The organism is Dongshaea marina (assembly GCF_003072645.1).
GTDB classification, from domain to species: domain Bacteria; phylum Pseudomonadota; class Gammaproteobacteria; order Enterobacterales; family Aeromonadaceae; genus Dongshaea; species Dongshaea marina.
The window spans coordinates 579938-597140 of sequence record NZ_CP028897.1 but is presented as its reverse complement, the minus strand read 5'-3'; the positions used below and the strand labels follow the sequence as shown (position 1 = coordinate 597140).

Sequence of the window (17203 nt, the reverse complement as noted above, 5' to 3'; positions counted from 1 at the left end):
GATAAGCCATGTGAACACGGGTAAAGAGCTCGCCGACCGGGATAACTTTGCATTTGGTATTAGCCTCGCAGGTAGCATCATGGCGATCGCCCTGGTACTGACCGGAGCCATAGAAAACCAAACCGCCTTTACCCTATCTCGTGAACTGGTCGGAATCACCATCTATGGGCTGATAGGGTTATTGCTGATTCAGATCGGCCGCTGGATCCACGATAAGCTGATCCTCGCCGAGCTGGATAAAACCGAAGAGATCCGCCAGCGCAATGTGAGTGTTGCCCTGGTCGATGCCGCGGCCTCTGTCTCAACCGCCATAGTGATCCGCGCGGTTCTGAAATGGGTACATGGCTTCGATGGTTACGCTCTGCTTGGGATCATCACCGGGTTTGTCGTCGCCCAGGCCCTGTTGCTGTTTATCACCCGGCTGCGTGAGTATTATTACCGCCGGGATAATCAGGGAGCCTCACTGCAGCAGGCACTACAGCTTTTTCAGATCCCCCTGGCGATCCGCCATGGTGGCGAAATGATCAGTACGGCTCTGGTGATCTCAAGTGCCAGCCGATTTGTCCCCTACCGTCCCGAAAGTCTGGTGGTCAACTTTTTAGGCTGGCTACTGTTTAGCTTGTTCGCCATGATTCTGCTCAATCTGCTGGTCGAAATCGCCAAGCGGGTGATCCTGCATGGCATCGATCGCTGCCGTGAGGTGGACCGCCAGCAAAATACCGGAGTTGCCAGCCTTGAAGCCGCCATCAGTATCGGGATCGCATTCTGTCTAACCGCTCTGATGGGCTAATCCCGTATCACTCAACAGCTAGCTGTACTGTTATGCAGCTCATGCAGTCCGAAGGGGTTTGCTGACTTTTGCCGATACAAAAGTCAGGCGCTGTCGGCGCCCCGATATATCTATGGCTAAGCCACAATATTAGCTGCATGCAATGCTATCAAGTTCTCTGTTGGTACAAAGCGAACCTTCTCCTTTGCCCTTCAGGCAGAATATTTGTGCCTGTGGCACATTGCCGCTGCCGAGCGGCGGCGGGAAAAGGGTATTGCTTGTCCAATGCCCTCTTCACTCCCAAGGACACCCCGGTATTTGCTTCATCCTCATGCTTCACCAGATTCACTAACGGACAGACAGAACATCCCTGTTCTGGCTGCCCTTCAATCACATCCTTGTGATTGATACGCTCATCAACAATGAAGCTTTCGGCGCAAATAAACGGGGCCCAACTTCCCCTTGAGCAAGCGCTGAGGTGAGCCGTTGAGGATTCAGGTCGAATCACATGGATGTGATGAGAGCTTAGTCGCGACAGGGATGTTGCGTCTAAGTGGTACCTTAATCCTTAGGTGAGCCGAAGGTTCAGCGAGATCCGGGGCGCCCCAGGAGATGCAAGAGGGTGCGGGCGAGCGCACCTTCTTGCCTGCCGCCGGTCAGCATCGGCACTTGCAGCGAAGCTGCAGATTCGCCGCGCGCAGCACAACTGAAGACTCGCTATTGGTACAAAGCGAACCTTAGCTTTTTGTCCTTCGGACTAATTATTTGTGCCTGTGGCACAATTGTCCGGCCGCGGACTACGGGTCAGGGGGACTGCTCACCCAGTCCCCCTAACAACCCCGAGGGTGCCCCTCGATTCGTGGAAATCCTGAAAATCACTTACTCCTTGAAGCTCAAGCATAGACACGCCGCATACCATCCATGATATGCCTCCCCAGTTCGATATCCCTATCTCTCGTTCCGTCTCTCTGGGAGAGACTCCACCCCTGGCGTGGCTATGCACTCATGGCGTCCTGCCATTCGGCTTCACTCGCATTATGATTTTCAGGCACGAATCAAAGGGGAATTACCCCCCGTGAGCAAGCGCCGAGGTGAAGCATAGAGGATTGGAGTTGAGCAACAGGACGTTGCGAAAGCGTAGCCAGACCATGGAAGGTCTGTCTATGCGGTGCTTCAATCATCAGCTGAACCGAGGATAAAGCGAGATCTGGGGCGCCCCGGGAGATGCAAGAGGGTGCGGGCGAGCGCACCTTCTTGCCTGCCGCCGATCAGCACCGGCATATGCAGCACCGCTGCAAATCAGTCGTGCGCAGCACAATGAAAAGTTCGCTATTGGTACAAAGCAAACTTCTGCTTTGTCCTTCGGACTGATATTTATGGCTTTGCCATATAACCGTATTCGCCCGGTGGTCGAGTTACTTTGATATCGCTCAAAGTAACCAAAGGCTCACTCCGGAACGATGTTCCCGACATCGACCTGCGTGGCTCGGCATCCTGCCTCTAACACATAAAAACCTAAATTTCCTCTATAGCCGAATCGGAGAAAAGAACATGATCCCCCCGTGAGCGAGCACAGAGGTGAACCGTAGAGGATGGAAGTCGAGAAACAGGAGGTTTCAAGAGAACAGTCAGTATAGGGACATACTGTCTGTTCGGAACTTTAAGCCTCAGGTGAGCCGAGGATAAAGCGAGATCCGGAGCGCGAGGGGATAGCAAAGGGAAAAAGCGTTTGCCCCTTTGCTCGCAGTCGGGCGACCCCGACATTAGCATTAGCCGGTTACCACCAGCAACAGGCCAATAAATACGATGGCCACCCCGGCCGTTTTAGGGTGACTGGCGGGCTCTTTAAGAAAAATAATGGCGCAAGCCGCCCCCAGCGGAATACTCAACTGGCGAAAGCTCACCACATAACTGACATTCGTCACCAGGGTCAGGGCGATCAATACCAAAAGATAGCCAAGGTACATGATATGCCCGGCAAGGACCGCCTGTCTGAGTCCGCCATGCCAAAGCTCCCTCAACTGATGCCTCTCTCGGCGGCGCACTGCAACAAACAGGCCGAGCCACAAAGCACATAAGCCTGTTTCAAGACCTGCGTATAGCAGGGTTTGCAACAGGGTACTGACACCGGGAGCACGCAAGCGATTCAAAAGTTGCAGGGCATCATAGTCAATAAGCGAGTAGCCCACGGTCCCAAGAGCGGCCAGCAAAGCCAGGGCACAACTTAAGTTCCGGTAGTTGGACAGGCGCAACTCACTAAAACGCAGCAGGGGAAGCAGCAGGCAACCGCCCGCAACCAGGACACTTCCGGTGATACTCTGCCACGACAGCGCCACGCTATGGCCGATACTCGATGCCACCAGGGCAACCAGAATGACGGGCATTGCCCGTGCAACCGGGTAAGCCACCGACATCTGACCACAGCGATAGGCCCCGGCAAGCGCTGCACTATAGACCGCCATACAAAAACTGGTCAGCCCAAGCAACCACCATATCTGCGCCGGAACATCCGACAGCGGCAAGCGACCCGGTAATAGCAGAGCGGGAAGGAGCATCGCCACTCCCATGGCGTTGGCAATCATAAAAAATGCCGCACTGGGCTGCTGCCTCTTGCTGATAAGATTCCACCCCACATGCATGGCGGCCGAAATGATAATGAGAATAATGGCAAGAAGAGGCATCGCAGGTTTTAGTCGTTGAATATGCTCAAAAATTCATAGTCTCAAAAACCGTCGCAACAATGAAGAGAGCCTGCTCTCAGTCAGGCATCCGGAGGAAATAAATTTGAATTATTGGAACTGTTCGAAGAAATTCCTGGAGTTTATCTCGCAAAACTGAAGCCTTGAGTTCGAGAGCTGGCGAGTTTTTCGCTAAAGTATGTAGATAAGGACACCTGAAATCAGCAACATACAAACTTTCACTGCGAGCCAGGCTTGAGTAAGGAATATTCATGAGTGAACAAGAAACCGTCACCCAGTCTGAATCAAACAGCAACACTAACAATAGCCATCTCAACCCCTGGGTTGTTTTCAAACTCTTCGAAGAAAAGTACGCTCTGAAAGCTGTCACCATTCAGGAAGTTTTCAGGATTGTCGACATTGTTCCTGTTCCCGGCGCCCCCGATTACATTTTGGGGATCATCAACTCTCGCGGCATCATCATCACCATCATTGATCTACGCACCCGCTTTGGCCTGCCGTTCGCTGAGCCGAACGATTCATCAAGGATCATCGTTTTAGAAAATGACAATCATCCGATCGGCCTGCTGGTCGACACGGTCGCCGAGGTGATCTGGATGAGTGACTCCGATATTGGTTCGGCCCCGGGAATCGGAACCGAAGCCACCGCTGAGTTCATCCAGGGGGTCAGCCAGCAGGGAGATAATAACGAGCTACTGATCCTGCTCAACCTAGAGCGGATCACCGATGATGAGCCCTAAGCAATAATGCAAAAAGGGGGAGATAACCGCCCCCCTGACCCCCTACCCCTGATAACGAAGGATCTCCTGCACCAGCTCACGCTTGGCACTGTCTGGCAGAAAACTTGCCTCCACCGCGTTCAGTGAGAGCTGCCTTATCTCCTCACAATCGGGATTGAGAGCCTCGGCAATCGCCTTGAAATTCTGTGTCATATACCCCCCGAAATAGGCGGGATCATCACTATTGACCGTCACACACAGCCCGGAGTGAAGCAGCTTGAGTAGATTATGCTGCTCCATTTCATCGACTACCTTAAGCTTGAGGTTGGATAAGGGGCAGACGGTCAGGGGTACCCGGCTATCTGCCAGCCGCTGCACCAGCTTGGGATCCTCGGTGCAATTCACTCCATGATCTATTCTCGACACCTGCAATAGATCAAGGGCCTGCCAGATATAGTCCGCGGGCCCCTCCTCACCCGCATGGGCCACCAGCTTAAGCCCCTGCTGCCGTGCCAGATCAAAAAAGCCCGCGAAGTTAGCGGGAGGGTTTCCCACCTCGGATGAATCCAAACCAACCCCGATAAAATGCTCTTTATAGGCTAGAGCCTCCTCCAGGGTCTTGATCGCCTCGGCCTCACTTAAGTGACGCAGGACACACAGGATAAGATAGGAGCTGATCTTAAGCTTCTGCTCCCCGTCCTTGAGGGCGCGGCTGATCCCCTGGATAACCGTTTTAAACGGGACCCCGCGACTTGTATGGGTTTGTGGGTCAAAGAAGATCTCTGTGTGTCGTACATTATCTTCGGCACAGCGCTCCAGATAGGCCCAGGCCAAGTCATAAAAATCCTGCTCTGTGAGCAACACCTGGGCTCCCTGATAGTAGAGATCCAGAAAGGATTGCAGGTTATGAAAATCATAAGCCTGGCGCAGTGTCTCTATATCCGGGTAGGGAAGGGTCACTCCGTTGCGCTCAGCCAGGCGAAACATCAGCTCGGGCTCCAGACTCCCCTCAAGGTGCATATGTAGCTCAACCTTAGGTAACCCCTCAATAAATCTATCCATGACGTCTCCTCGGGTATTGTTATTTGAGTATCCCGGAGATCATTATAAGGGGAGAGTGTTGCCTTGATCATGGCGAATGCTCGCCCGGGAAACGGGATCGCATTTTTTTGATCCCCCCTGCATTTCCAACAAAAATCAAACAAGTCGCCTGCAAAAGAAACAATTCGGTGCTAAATTGGATCCCCCGGGGACAATATGGAGCGCTCCCGCATGCCTTACGAAAAACACCAGATCCTCAAACACAAGGCAATTCGCCGCATCATAGCCGCTCACCCTGAGCTGCAGGCGCTGCTTGATAACTTAGAGCAGCAACATGCGCGAATGCTGGGGATCAGCATGGATGAATACCGAGATTACAATATCACCATGTTTATTCGCTCTCTGGCAGAAGAGTACCAAGTCAGCTATTGGGAGATCATCATGCTGTACGCCGCCAACTCCCATGACGAACTGGTCGGGATCTACGAAGAGGATTACCAGCAACTGGCCAAATCGATCGGTATCGATTACGACTCTTTCTACGACAGGTAAGCTGCGAAAAATTTGGTGATAGCAGGCACAACCGGCCTGCTATCACCGGTTTTTATAGGGTCATACAGCTTATAGAGCACCATCGGACTCATTCTGGGGGGCACAGGTTCAGCTCGAGCGAGAGTTTCTGATTTTCTGCAGCATGGAGGCTACAGCAGAACACAAGGAACGATAGAAAGTTCCCCATTCAGGTGTAACAAGCCGAAAAAGAGATTCATTCGAAAAACAAACCACCCATTTGATGGCTATTTTTTCCATTATTCAGTAAAAAAATTTCACATTAGTCCGCCAACGTTTAAAATTGCTGGTACAAAAAGCAACCAGTTGTATGTAGCCCCCAATGCAAAGAGTATCTGTCGTACTATTCCTATTGCTGAGCCTGCTGATGCTTCCTGCCATCGCCAACGCTCAGCAAAGCTCTCCCCAGAGTGACCGCCTGTTCTCTCTGGTATCAAAGCGCCTGCAGGTCATGAAAAATTTCGCCGCGTTCAAGGCATTGCACCACATGCCCGTTGAAGATCTGCAGCGTGAAAAGCTGGAGCTGGCAGCAACGGCTGAGCTTTCAGCACGCTATAAGGTTGACCCGGCTAGTGCCCAGGACTTTCTGCTTGCTCAGGTTGCAGCAGCCAAGGCGATCCAGTATCGCTGGCGCGCCTATTGGCAAACCGGCAATATCGACTTCACTCCACCCGATCTCTACATAAAATTGCGTCCGGATCTGATGCGCCTCAATGAGAGTATCCTTGAGGCCCTCCATCAGCTGCTGGAGGTTCGGGGACCTGTTGATGATGGGCTGTGGCCCAGCTTTGAGAAGGCGACCAAGGTCCCTATGCTGACCCTTAAAGATCAGAAACAGCTTTTCAATGCTCTGAAAGAGGTCCGTCTCAGTACACATTGAGCTCATTTAAAGCTCAGCCCACAAGGTGCCAGCAAGGCACCTTGTGTCTGAAAAGCCATCTCCAAGGCCCAACTGTTGCATTTGTAAATAAATGACGCAAAATAGCCCTCCCCTAATCAAGAGTGAGAATCAAAGTGGACTATGAGTTTCGGCGCTTTAGCCTGGATGGAAGCTATCGTGCTTTCTTTTCTATGGGTCACGAAGCACTGGGCCGCTGGCTCATCGAGGAGCTCGGCGACAACATCTCACAGCTTGAAGCCCTGCTAAAAAAAATAACTGAGATCCGTGACAGCAATCGTGAATGGCTCTACTCCGGCAAGCAGCTGAACCTGCTACTCAGTGGCGATGAAGCCCTGGTTCAGGCCAACGCCATCGCGGCCGACTCAGAGGAGTTGGAGCAGGATCTTGATTTTTATGACGATGAGCAGGTCTCGGTTTGCGGATTGGAAGACTTTGAAAAGATGCTCCAGAGCTGGAGCCAGTTTGTGCTGAATGATTAAGAAGGGGTGCCAGATCCCCTCTTAATCATACTGACTTAGATTGCCCAGCCTCCGGCATAAAACGCCACCAGAATCACAGCAATAATCACGCTTCCCGGGTTGAGCTTACGCCACTGCCCGGCAAAGAGTCGTCCCACCACCAGGGTGGCAAATCCCAGCATAATCCCGGTCACAATATTACAGCTCAGAACAATAAAGACCGCGCACATCAGACCGGACAGGGCATCGACCTTGTCATCAAAATTGATCTTGGTGACATTGCCCATCATCAGCAGACCCACATACATCAGGGCCGGCGCTGTTGCATAACTCGGCACCAGAAAGCTCAGCGGAGCCAGGAAGATCATCAGCAGGAACAGCAGTCCCACCAGGGCCGCGGTCAGACCGGTTTTTCCACCGGCCGCCGTCCCTGCCGCCGACTCGATGTAGACCGCAGCAGGAGCTCCGCCAACCAGGCCCGCAAAGATACTGGAGACTGAGTCAGAGGTCAGGGCCTTACCACCATTGATGATCTGCCCATTCTTATCCAGGAGGTTTGCCTGACCGGCAACCGCGCGAATCGTTCCCGTCGCATCAAAGATAGCCGTCATCACCAGGGCTAGGACACTCGGAATGACCGCCGGAGTCAAGGCTCCCATGATATCCATCTGGCCAATCAGGGATTCCCCCTTGGCATCGGTCAGCGAAGGCATTGCAAATACCCCGTGGAAGGTGACCTTGGGGTCAAAAATCAGCCCAAGAATCGACAGCACCACGATCACCAGCAGGATCCCACCAGGCACCCGGCGGCTTTCCAAGCCAAAGATAGCAGCCAGTCCAAACAGAGACATCACCACCGGCAGGGCGGTGATATGTCCCAGCTCCACCGGCAATCCAGGTCCGGGATTTTTGGTAATCAGGCCCACGCCATTGGCGGCGATCAGCAGCAGGAACAGGCCGATTCCGATTCCGGTACCATGGGCAACTCCCATCGGCAGGTTTTTGAGAATCCACTGACGGATCCCAGTCACAGTGATAAAGGTAAAGATCACCCCCATCAGGAACACAGCTCCGAGTGCCACCGGAATAGAAACGCCCTGGTTAAGCACCAGGCTAAAGGCGGTAAAAGCCGTCAGTGAGATGGCACAGCCGATCGCCATCGGCAGCTTGGCCCACAGCCCCATCACCAGAGAACCAAAAGCGGCAACCAGGCAGGTCGCCACGAAAGTCGTTCCCTTATCAAAGCCTGCATCACCCAGCATATTGGGGACAACGATCACCGAATAAACCATGGCCAGAAAGGTCGTAACCCCGGCAATTAACTCCTGCTTAACCGAACTTCCTCGCTGTGAGATATAAAAAAAGCGATCGATGGATCGCTTACTGGGGGCAGACTGAGGCTGGTTCGTAGAGGTGTGTGACATATCATTGCTAGACATAGTACATCATTCCCATTCTGTCTTATTGGGGGGGATTCGCGGGTTCAGACAGATAAAACCTTCGCGAGGCGCGATTCTACCATAGCCGCACAGATGTGAAAGTCCCGGCCAAATCCTAAAAGACAGTTGAATGTAAAATAGTGTTTCATAAATAATCATTCATCCGCACAGGGATCCCCTAAGGGAGAAAGTCCTGAGGATCCGGATTCTTCTATACTCAAATAAGTAAAAGTGCGGGGGGAAGAGCCGATATGTTCAAGCTTATCCGGATATTTAGCTGTGCCATATTGCTCGTGGCAAGCTGTGAGCTTCTGGCAAAAACCAAGAGTGTTTCTCTGACAACCCTCACCTGGGAGCCCTATATTGGTAAGAGCATGCCGGGCAATGGTTATGTTTTTGAGCTGGTCCACCAAGCCTTTACCCGGGCGGGTTACCAGGTCAACATAGATTTTCTTCCCTGGGCGAGGGCCCTGAAGTATGCCAGGGCCGGTGTCGCCGATGGGATTTTTCCCGAATACTATGGTGAAGAGCGAAAGAAAGATTTTGTGTTCTCCGCCCCCTTCCCCGGTGGACCAGTTGGTTTTTATAAGCGGCAAAACTCCCCCATCCAGTTTAAAACCGATCCCAGGGTCGACCAGGCTCAAGCACTCAAAGAATTAAGCCAATATCGATTTGGGGTGGTCCGTGGCTACATCAACACCAAGACCTTCGATGAAGCGGAGTATCTGAAAAAATCTGAGGCGATCAGCGATGAACAGAATCTTAAAAAGCTCTCCCACGGGCGCATCGATCTGATCTTTATCGATAAATTTGTGGCGCTGCATCTCCTGAAAAACAACCTACCCTACCTGCTTAACGGCGTGGTGTTTATGGAGCCTGAGCTGGAAAAAAAGGATCTCTACATCGCCTTTTCTAAAAAAGCAGAGAACTCCCAGCAAAAACTCAAAGACTTCAACCGGGCGCTGGAAGAGATGAAAAAGGATGGCACGCTGAGCAACATCATGATGCAACACGGCTTTTAAGAAAGCCACCAAGGGCCTCAATTGTGGCCCACCCTTTGCTCCAAAAGGTTTTAGTGCCAGCAAATTGACGGAGGAACTTCACCATGCACAGCCTTGCAAAAACACTCAAACTCGTGATGATCTCATCCCTGTTTGTCCTGCTGATGCTGGCAGCAGCACTCTATTTCACCGATACATTTTCGCAAACCCTCTCCCTACTCTCCCGGCATTAAGCACAGCACACTAAACCCTGATAAAAAAACCCGCTACAGAGAGCGGGTTTGTCCGAGTCATCGAAACTACAATCGAGCCGTTACAGGCCTGATTTCAGGCTTGCCTCGATGAAGGGGTCGAGATCACCATCGAGCACCGCCTGGGTATTACGGTTTTCAACCCCGGTGCGCAGGTCCTTGATCCGGGAATCATCCAGAACATAGGAGCGGATCTGGCTTCCCCAGCCAATATCCGACTTGCCATCTTCTTTGGCCTGCTTCTCAGCATTCTGCTTTTGCAACTCAAGCTCATAGAGCTTTGCCTTGAGCTGCTTCATCGCCTGATCTTTATTCTTATGTTGAGAGCGATCGTTCTGACACTGCACCACTGTATTGGTTGGCAGGTGAGTGATCCGCACCGCGGACTCGGTCCGGTTTACGTGCTGGCCACCGGCACCAGAGGCACGATAGACATCGATACGCAGATCTGCAGGATTGATCTCGATCTCGATATCATCATCAATCTCCGGATAGGCAAAAGCCGATGAGAATGAAGTATGACGACGCCCGCCGGAATCAAACGGAGACTTGCGAACCAGGCGGTGAACACCGGTCTCGGTGCGCAGCCAGCCATAGGCATACTCTCCGGAAAACTTAATGGTGACCGATTTGATCCCGGCCACATCGCCGTCCGACAATTCGATGATCTCTGTCTTAAAGCCATGGGCTTCACCCCAACGCAGATACATCCGCATCAGCATGCTGGCCCAGTCCTGAGCTTCGGTTCCGCCTGAACCTGCCTGAATATCCAGATAGCAGTCCGCACTGTCCTGGCCGCCGCTAAACATCCGGCGAAACTCCAGACCTTCTAACTGCTTCTCCAGCTCATGCTGCTCATTTTGTGCCTCAAGGAAGGTTTCTTCATCCTCCTCTTCGAGGGCCAGATCGACCAGCTCCTGAATATCTTCGACCCCCTGCTCCAGGGTATCTATGGTCTTAACCACGGTTTCAAGGGCGACCCGCTCCTTACCCAGAGCCTGAGCCTTGCCCGGATCGTTCCAGACATCGGGCTGTTCCAGCTCGGCACTGACCTCTTCTAAGCGTTCTTTCTTGTGGTCATAGTCAAAGGTACCCCCTAAGGAGAGCTGTCCGCTCAGACATCTCCTTAAGCTTATTCAGTACAGGATTTACTTCAAACATCATCGTCTCAATCAGTTAAAAAGAAAACAGGGCATTTTAACGAAATGAAGAAAGAATAAACAGTCCAATCCCTGCAAAATCCCCCATGCTCATGGCACAGGTTATCTATGCTTATCTGTAAGAGGGAGCCTCCTGAATCAATAGCCTTCACCCTCAACAACTCTAGCTCACAAGGAAGGAGCAGATGACCCGTAGCGAACAGTTCCTCAGACGACTAAAAATTCCGGTTCGCCTGACGTTTGGCTACCTGTTTATCTTCATCTCCGTCCTGATCATCGCCGACGCCGTTCTTTACTACAAGGTCCGGGATATAGTGACCCGCGAGATCGAGAGTAAGCTCAAGATCACCACCGATGCGATCCTGGATCAGGTGCGGCTGACTGCCAACGCCTCGATTAAGAATCACCTTCGGGCAATTGCCGAAACTAACCTGCAGATGGTACTCAGCCATTACCAGAAATATCAGCGCGGAGAGCTCAGCGAAACCCAGGCCAAGAAGCTGGCGGCTCGCTTTATGAAAGAGCAAAAGATAGGTAAAACCGGCTACCCCTATGTGGTCGACAGCAAGGGGATCATTCAGGTGCACCCGGTACTGAGGGAGGGAATCACCGATCTCTCCCGCTACCCCTTCATTCAGCAACAGATGAAACTAAAGAGTGGTTATCTGGAGTATCAGTGGAAAAACCCGGGAGAGCCCAAGCTGCGCAATAAGGCCCTGTATATGGTCTATTTTGAGCCCTGGGACTGGATCATCTCGGCCTCTTCGTATCGCAACGAGTTCTACTCCCTGATCGATATCGACTCAATCAAGGACTCAATCCTCTCCCTTCGATTCGGTGAAACCGGCTACCCTTATGTGCTCAATGGCAAGGGGGACATGATCATCCACCCCTTTATCCAGGGGAACTTCTACCATGTCAAAGATCACCGGGGACAACCATTTTTCAAAACCATAGTCGATGGCAAGAACGGCTCCCTGTTTTACAGCTGGAAAAACCCCGGAGAAGAAAGCTACCGGGATAAGTTCGTGGTCTACAACTACCTGCCCGAGTTTGACTGGATTGTGGTCTCATCCACCTATTCCGAGGAGTTCTATCAACCTCTCAAGGCCCTGCTGTGGATTAATATCGCCTTTATCCTGCTGATGCTGCTGTTGACCATCCCCCTGTCTTTGCTACTGAGCTCATCGATCATCAGCCCCCTGAAAAAGCTGGTCAATCGCCTCTCCCTGGCGGCATCGGGAGACTTCTCGGTGCGAATTCATGAGCACAAGACGGCCCACGACGAGCTTAGTCAGGTATCAAAGTATTTCAACCACTTCATGGACGATCTGGAGAGATACAGCAATACCCTGCGCAGTGAAATCAGTGAACGCAAACAGGCCCAGGACAAGCTGGCCTCCCTGAACCTCAAACTTGAAAAGCTTAACCATGAACTCGAAGAGCGGGTTGCCGAACGTACCCGGCAACTACAGGAATCCTTTGATTCCCTCAAGCTCACTCAGAAGAAGCTGGTTGAAGCGGAAAAGATGGCCTCACTGGCCAATGTGGTCGCCGGAGTCGCTCACGAGATAAACACCCCACTCGGGACCTCAATCACCGCCGCCAGTTATCTCGCGGATGAGTCCAATGAACTGAAATCCCATATCAAAAAAAATCAGCTCACCCAGACCATCATCAATCAATATTTTGTGACCACCGAAGAGCTGATCGAGATGATGATGCGAAACTTAAACCGCGCCTCAGATCTGGTGAAACGCTTTAAATCGATCTCGGTACGATCCGATCAACAAGCCGTGGTGAACTTTAATCTCTATGAACTACTGGATCGGATCGTCATCAACACTCGCCAACTCCACCCCAAAGTGGAGTTCTTCATCCACTGCCCACTGCAGCTGGAAATAACCAGCTACCAGGATAGCTTTATCGCCATTTTTGATAACCTGGTGAATAACTCGATTGTCCATGGGTTCGAAGGCCGTGATCAGGGGCAGATCGAGATTGAGGTTCGCCATGGCGATCAACAGCTCATCATCCATTACCGGGACAACGGTGTGGGGATGGATGATGAGCATCTGCAACAGATCTTTGAGCCATTTTTCACCACCAAGCGGGGGGGCCAGGAAACGGGCCTTGGAATGCACCTGGTGTATAACCTGGTAACTCAGCAGCTCAAAGGGGAGATCTACGCCAACAGCACCCCGGGACAGGGCTGTGAATTCACCATCACCCTGCCGATACCAGATTACTCTGAAGAAACGGCATAAACTGCCTGTCCATATAGCTGAGGATGCTCTGCGATGCAGCTCTCTCCCCTAATTTTTAGCTTGGTAACCACAGCTAAATAGAATCATATCGACAACCGAATCTATGATCTTATCCTTCACCGGGGCTTTACCACCTTTAGGGATCCCCATGATGACAGGCCAGAAATAGAAGCTCTTGAGCATCCCGATAAACTGCTCTGACACCATGGCAGGATCCTCCACCCTGAGTACCCCGGCATGGTGGGCGGCCCTGAGCCAGGCTTGGATCCCGGTTTCATACTCACCGAGACTGCCGAAGACCTTTTGGGTAAAGCTGCCATCATGCATCGCGTGGGCGAGCACCACCCGGGAAAGGGCGATCACCTCCTCCTGCTCAAATAGTTCAATCTCCTGCCTGGCAATGCTCACCAGCTGCTCGCGCAACGGCTCAGTCGAAGAGAAGGGAAGCGCCGAGGCAGAAAATACCTGTTCCAGCATCTGCGCCACAATCGCTTCAAATAGAACATCTTTACAGGAGAAATGGTTATAAACGGTCCGCTTAGAGGTTGCTGCTGCCTTGGCGATCGCATCCATACTAGTGGCTGCAAAGCCATGCCGGATAAATTCGGTCCGCGCTGCATTGAGTATATCCAGCCTCTTGCGCTCAGAGAGTTTCATAAGATTCCTGTGCCCTTCGATATTAGAAACCAAAAAAGTAAACTTATAGGTTTACTTTTTGAGTTTTCTGATTAATATATAATCTACACTCATTAGTTTACTTTTCGGGGGAACTTATGTCGATGACCAAAAAGTGGTACGAAAAACTATTTTTCCAGGATATCGGTAACGCCGATGCAGCTGCGGTGAGCGAGCCTGTAACAACGATCTTCCCCCCTCAGGAACAACCGGCAGAACTCACTCCACCCCGCCAGCACCAAGGAAAATATCAAAATCTGCAAAAAATGCAGGACCTTGGGTTATGGCGAACCCTGGGATTGATCCGCCGCTTTATCCTTGAAAAAAAGGTAAACACAGTTCCAGAGAGCCCTCTTCCCCTGGTACAGACAAGGGTCGAAAATCTGCCCCCCGTCCAGCCCGGCGATCTGGAATTAACCCGACTGGGACACTCCAGTATCTTGCTGCGCAATGAGTCCTCCACCTGGTTAATCGACCCGGTATTTAGTCAACGAGCCTCTCCCTTGCAGTGGCTTGGTCCCAAGCGCTTTCACCCCGTACCCCTGGACTACCAGAACCTGGACAAGATTGAGGGGATCATCATCTCCCACGACCATTACGATCACCTGGATAAGGGAAGCATATTGTCCTTACACTCCAGGGTGAAATTTTTTGCCGTCCCCCTAGGGGTGGGAGCCAGGCTCAGGGCCTGGGGCGTGGCCCCAAGTAAGATTCACGAGATGAGCTGGTGGCAGCAACAAACTCTGGGTAGCCTGACACTGACCGCAGCTCCCGGTCAGCACTTCTCAGGAAGAGGTCTGAGGGATCGTAACAAAACACTATGGGCGGGCTGGGCGATCCGCTCTGGTCAGAACAATATCTATTACACCGGAGATACCGGCTACTTCGAGACGTTTAAAATCATAGGCCAAAGACTCGGGCCCTTTGATCTGGCCCTGGTTGAGACCGGAGCCTATGACAAGGATTGGCCAGGCGTCCATATGAGCCCACAACAGAGCTATCAGGCCTTTAAAGATCTGCAGGCTAAGATCCTGTTCCCAATTCACAACGGGACCTTTGACCTGGCGTTTCATCAGTGGAGCGATCCTCTCGAGCAGATCACGGCCCTGGCCAGACAGGATCATGCCCCGCTGGCAACGCCAAAGATGGGGGAGTCCTTCTCGCTATCCGAGCAGGGCGCGGAGCTTACGGCCTATCACTCAAGATGGTGGCACGCTCATCTTCAGTATGAGCGGCTCAGCGCACAACAGGGGATCTTATCAGGGAAATCCATATCACCGGCTCAGCAGTGAGCCTCGACTAAGCCGGCGAGGAGAATGTGGAATTAGCAGGCCTCAAGATGAGAAACCAGTAACTGCAAAGACTTGCGGCCTCGCCACTCATTGATATCCAGCTGATACACCAGCCGGGCCCAGCTCACTTCGGGGGCGGGCCAGGTTTCAAGATCCACATTAAAGGCGATCCCATCGATGGCGGCTCCCCCTGCTCAGGCTCCAGGGTAAGTTTAAGGTGCTTCTCCCCCACCAGGCGCTGGTTGAGGATCCGAAACACCCCATCGAAACAGGGCTCAGGGAATGCCTGTCCCCAGGGGCCCGCCTTGTGCAGCTCATCAGCCATCTCCATGCTGAGCTCATGAGAGCTCAGCTCGCCGTCGGTCAGAAGCTCCCCCTGTAGCTGATCTTCACTGATCGAGCTGGCGATCTCCCGGGTAAATAGCTCACGAAACAGCTCCAGCTTCCCGGGATCCAGAGATAAGCCAGCCGCCATCGCATGTCCGCCAAATTTCTGAATCAGCTCGGGGTGATCCCTGTCCAGTCGCTCCAGCAGATCCCGGATATGCACCCCGTTGATCGAGCGGGCTGAGCCCTTGAGCTCAGAATCAGAAACCCTGGCAAAGGCGATCACCGGGCGGTGATAACGCTCCTTCACCCGGGAGGCTACCAGGCCGACGACCCCCTGGTGCCAATCCTCCTGATGCAGGACCAGCCCCATGGGCAAAGCATTCTCATTGAACTGCAGCTCGTCGAGCATCGCCAGGGCATCCTGCTTCATCTCCTCCTCAATTTTTTTACGCTCCCGATTGAGGCCATCCATGGTTTCGGCCATCTGCAGCGCCAGCCCAGCATCCTCACTCAGCAGGCAGCTCACCCCCAGGGTCATATCCTGGAGCCTTCCGACCGCATTGAGTCTTGGAGCCAGCACAAACCCGAGATCGCTCGCCTTGAGATCGCGCCCCTCACGTCCGGCAACCTTAAGCAGGGCCTGCAACCCGGGTCGGCAGGCACCGGCTCGCATCCGCTGTAGCCCCTGATAAACCAGGATCCGGTTGGTTCGATCCAGGGCCACCAGATCCGCTACGGTACCCAGAGCCACCAGATCCAGGTAGCTGGCCAGGTTCGGCACAAACAGTCCCTGGGAACTGAACCAGTCAATTTCTACCAGGCGTGCCCGCAGGGCCATCATCAGGTAAAAAGCGACCCCGACTCCCGCCAGCGACTTACTTGGAAAGGGGCATCCCGGCTGGTTTGGATTGACGATCGCCTCCGCCGCCGGCAGTTGCTCCCCCGGCAGGTGGTGATCTGTAATCAAAACCTGCATCCCGAGGCGCTGAGCCGTGGCAACCCCCTCGATGCTGGAGATCCCGTTATCGACCGTAATCAAAAGCTCGGCGCCTCGCTGTCCCGCCAGCTCTGCGATCGCCGGACTCAATCCATAGCCATAATCAAAGCGGTTGGGGATCAGAAAATCGACCTTCTGTGCCCCCATCGCCCGCAGTGCCGACACCATCAGCGCCGAGCTGGTCGCTCCATCACAGTCAAAGTCTCCCACCACTAAAATCGATTTCTGCTGTGCAAGGGCATCCACCAGCAGGGTCAGAGCCTGCTCCAGCCCCTTGAGCCCGGAAGGTGCATCCAGTCCCTGGAGCCGCTGCTCCAGATCCTTTGCCTCCACGGCCCCGCGACTGGCATAGATCTGGCGAATTCTGGGATGAAGCAGCGGGGGAAGGGCACTATCATCCGCAAGGGGACGACGTTTAATGGTCGGGATCATGCACAGTCTCACATTCGATGCCGGGGAGCACAGGGGCCGGCGAGTCAAAAAGCACAAATTACCCCCGACCATCACGAAATGCAATCAAAGAGGTGAGGTGATCCCCCATGATTCTGCTTTTCGCGGTAAAGGGTGACATAATTGATGAAGAGCCCATAGGTTCTGTTGGCGTTTCAGATTTGGTTCTGCAGTTAGTAATTTT

14 protein-coding genes and 1 pseudogene are annotated in these 17203 nt (G+C 52.8%); 9 read left to right on the top strand and 6 right to left on the bottom strand.

The annotated features are described in order from the left end of the window. Positions 1-10: 10 nt before the first annotated feature. Positions 11-790: a DUF350 domain-containing protein gene (locus DB847_RS03065; protein ID WP_199911698.1), complete on the top strand. Its 780-nt coding sequence runs from the start codon at positions 11-13 to the stop codon at positions 788-790. Between the two features lie 1748 nt (positions 791-2538). Here the strand turns inward: DB847_RS03065 and DB847_RS03060 are convergent. Continuing rightward, positions 2539-3450 carry an EamA family transporter gene (locus DB847_RS03060; protein ID WP_108649390.1) on the bottom strand — a complete coding sequence of 304 codons (912 nt, stop codon included), beginning with the start codon at positions 3448-3450 and terminating at the stop codon, positions 2539-2541. A gap of 269 nt (positions 3451-3719) precedes the next feature. Here DB847_RS03060 and DB847_RS03055 point away from each other — a divergent pair, with 269 nt between their 5' ends. After that, entirely contained in the window at positions 3720-4208 is a 489-nt protein-coding gene (locus tag DB847_RS03055) for a chemotaxis protein CheW (RefSeq protein ID WP_108649389.1), read from the top strand. Positions 4209-4250: 42 nt separating this feature from the next. Here DB847_RS03055 and DB847_RS03050 read toward each other — a convergent pair whose 3' ends face one another. Then, a complete protein-coding gene (locus tag DB847_RS03050) occupies positions 4251-5249 on the bottom strand; it encodes an adenosine deaminase (RefSeq protein WP_108649388.1) in 999 nt (332 codons plus the stop codon). 210 nt (positions 5250-5459) lie between these two features. Here DB847_RS03050 and DB847_RS03045 point away from each other — a divergent pair, with 210 nt between their 5' ends. From DB847_RS03045 to DB847_RS03035, 3 genes are all read left to right on the top strand, one after another. Next, on the top strand, positions 5460-5780 hold the full coding sequence (locus DB847_RS03045; protein ID WP_108649387.1) for a DUF6388 family protein: 321 nt from the start codon (positions 5460-5462) through the stop codon (positions 5778-5780). A 340-nt stretch (positions 5781-6120) separates the two neighbouring features. Beyond that, a complete protein-coding gene (gene aroQ, locus DB847_RS03040; RefSeq protein WP_108649386.1) occupies positions 6121-6678 on the top strand; it encodes a gamma subclass chorismate mutase AroQ in 558 nt (185 codons plus the stop codon). 134 nt (positions 6679-6812) lie between these two features. After that, complete coding sequence (locus DB847_RS03035) at positions 6813-7178, top strand: YacL family protein (RefSeq protein WP_108649385.1); 366 nt, start codon at positions 6813-6815, stop codon at positions 7176-7178. Positions 7179-7213: 35 nt separating this feature from the next. Here the strand turns inward: DB847_RS03035 and DB847_RS03030 are convergent, their stop codons facing one another. Then, positions 7214-8581, bottom strand: coding sequence for an NCS2 family permease (locus tag DB847_RS03030; protein ID WP_108652895.1), 1368 nt, complete (start codon positions 8579-8581; stop codon positions 7214-7216). Between the two features lie 266 nt (positions 8582-8847). On the opposite strand from DB847_RS03030, the gene DB847_RS03025 reads away from it, so the two are divergent. Both DB847_RS03025 and DB847_RS25890 read left to right on the top strand, forming a co-directional pair. After that, entirely contained in the window at positions 8848-9618 is a 771-nt protein-coding gene (locus tag DB847_RS03025; RefSeq protein WP_108649384.1) for a substrate-binding periplasmic protein, read from the top strand. Positions 9619-9701: 83 nt separating this feature from the next. Continuing rightward, entirely contained in the window at positions 9702-9830 is a 129-nt protein-coding gene (locus DB847_RS25890) for a hypothetical protein (RefSeq protein ID WP_267897735.1), read from the top strand. An 80-nt stretch (positions 9831-9910) separates the two neighbouring features. Here DB847_RS25890 and prfB read toward each other — a convergent pair. Then, a protein-coding gene (gene prfB / locus DB847_RS03020) for a peptide chain release factor 2 (RefSeq protein ID WP_108649383.1) occupies positions 9911-11009 on the bottom strand; the annotation gives its coding sequence in 2 pieces (ribosomal slippage) (positions 9911-10933 and positions 10935-11009; 1098 coding nt in all). A gap of 184 nt (positions 11010-11193) precedes the next feature. Here prfB and DB847_RS03015 point away from each other — a divergent pair. Continuing rightward, positions 11194-13275 carry a cache domain-containing protein gene (locus DB847_RS03015; RefSeq protein ID WP_108649382.1) on the top strand — a complete coding sequence of 694 codons (2082 nt, stop codon included), beginning with the start codon at positions 11194-11196 and terminating at the stop codon, positions 13273-13275. A 48-nt stretch (positions 13276-13323) separates the two neighbouring features. On the opposite strand, the gene DB847_RS03010 is transcribed toward DB847_RS03015, so the two are convergent. Then, positions 13324-13932 (bottom strand): TetR/AcrR family transcriptional regulator, encoded by a 609-nt coding sequence (locus DB847_RS03010; RefSeq protein WP_108649381.1) that lies wholly within the window; start codon positions 13930-13932, stop codon positions 13324-13326. Between the two features lie 122 nt (positions 13933-14054). Here DB847_RS03010 and DB847_RS03005 point away from each other — a divergent pair, with 122 nt between their 5' ends. Beyond that, complete coding sequence (locus DB847_RS03005) at positions 14055-15242, top strand: MBL fold metallo-hydrolase (protein ID WP_108652894.1); 1188 nt, start codon at positions 14055-14057, stop codon at positions 15240-15242. A gap of 32 nt (positions 15243-15274) precedes the next feature. Here the strand turns inward: DB847_RS03005 and recJ are convergent. Continuing rightward, a pseudogene (recJ, locus tag DB847_RS03000) lies at positions 15275-17001 on the bottom strand (single-stranded-DNA-specific exonuclease RecJ). Between the last annotated feature and the right edge of the window lie 202 nt (positions 17002-17203).

Coding starts and splice junctions, on each gene's coding strand:
- DB847_RS03050 (WP_108649388.1), bottom strand. CDS start 5,249: ATGGATAGATTTATTGAGGGGTTACCTAAGGTTGAGCTACATATGCAC.
- DB847_RS03010 (WP_108649381.1), bottom strand. CDS start 13,932: ATGAAACTCTCTGAGCGCAAGAGGCTGGATATACTCAATGCAGCGCGG.
- DB847_RS03025 (WP_108649384.1), top strand. CDS start 8,848: ATGTTCAAGCTTATCCGGATATTTAGCTGTGCCATATTGCTCGTGGCA.
- DB847_RS03060 (WP_108649390.1), bottom strand. CDS start 3,450: ATGCCTCTTCTTGCCATTATTCTCATTATCATTTCGGCCGCCATGCAT.
- DB847_RS25890 (WP_267897735.1), top strand. CDS start 9,702: ATGCACAGCCTTGCAAAAACACTCAAACTCGTGATGATCTCATCCCTG.
- DB847_RS03030 (WP_108652895.1), bottom strand. CDS start 8,581: ATGTCACACACCTCTACGAACCAGCCTCAGTCTGCCCCCAGTAAGCGA.
- DB847_RS03045 (WP_108649387.1), top strand. CDS start 5,460: ATGCCTTACGAAAAACACCAGATCCTCAAACACAAGGCAATTCGCCGC.
- DB847_RS03005 (WP_108652894.1), top strand. CDS start 14,055: ATGACCAAAAAGTGGTACGAAAAACTATTTTTCCAGGATATCGGTAAC.
- DB847_RS03015 (WP_108649382.1), top strand. CDS start 11,194: ATGACCCGTAGCGAACAGTTCCTCAGACGACTAAAAATTCCGGTTCGC.
- DB847_RS03055 (WP_108649389.1), top strand. CDS start 3,720: ATGAGTGAACAAGAAACCGTCACCCAGTCTGAATCAAACAGCAACACT.
- aroQ (WP_108649386.1), top strand. CDS start 6,121: ATGCAAAGAGTATCTGTCGTACTATTCCTATTGCTGAGCCTGCTGATG.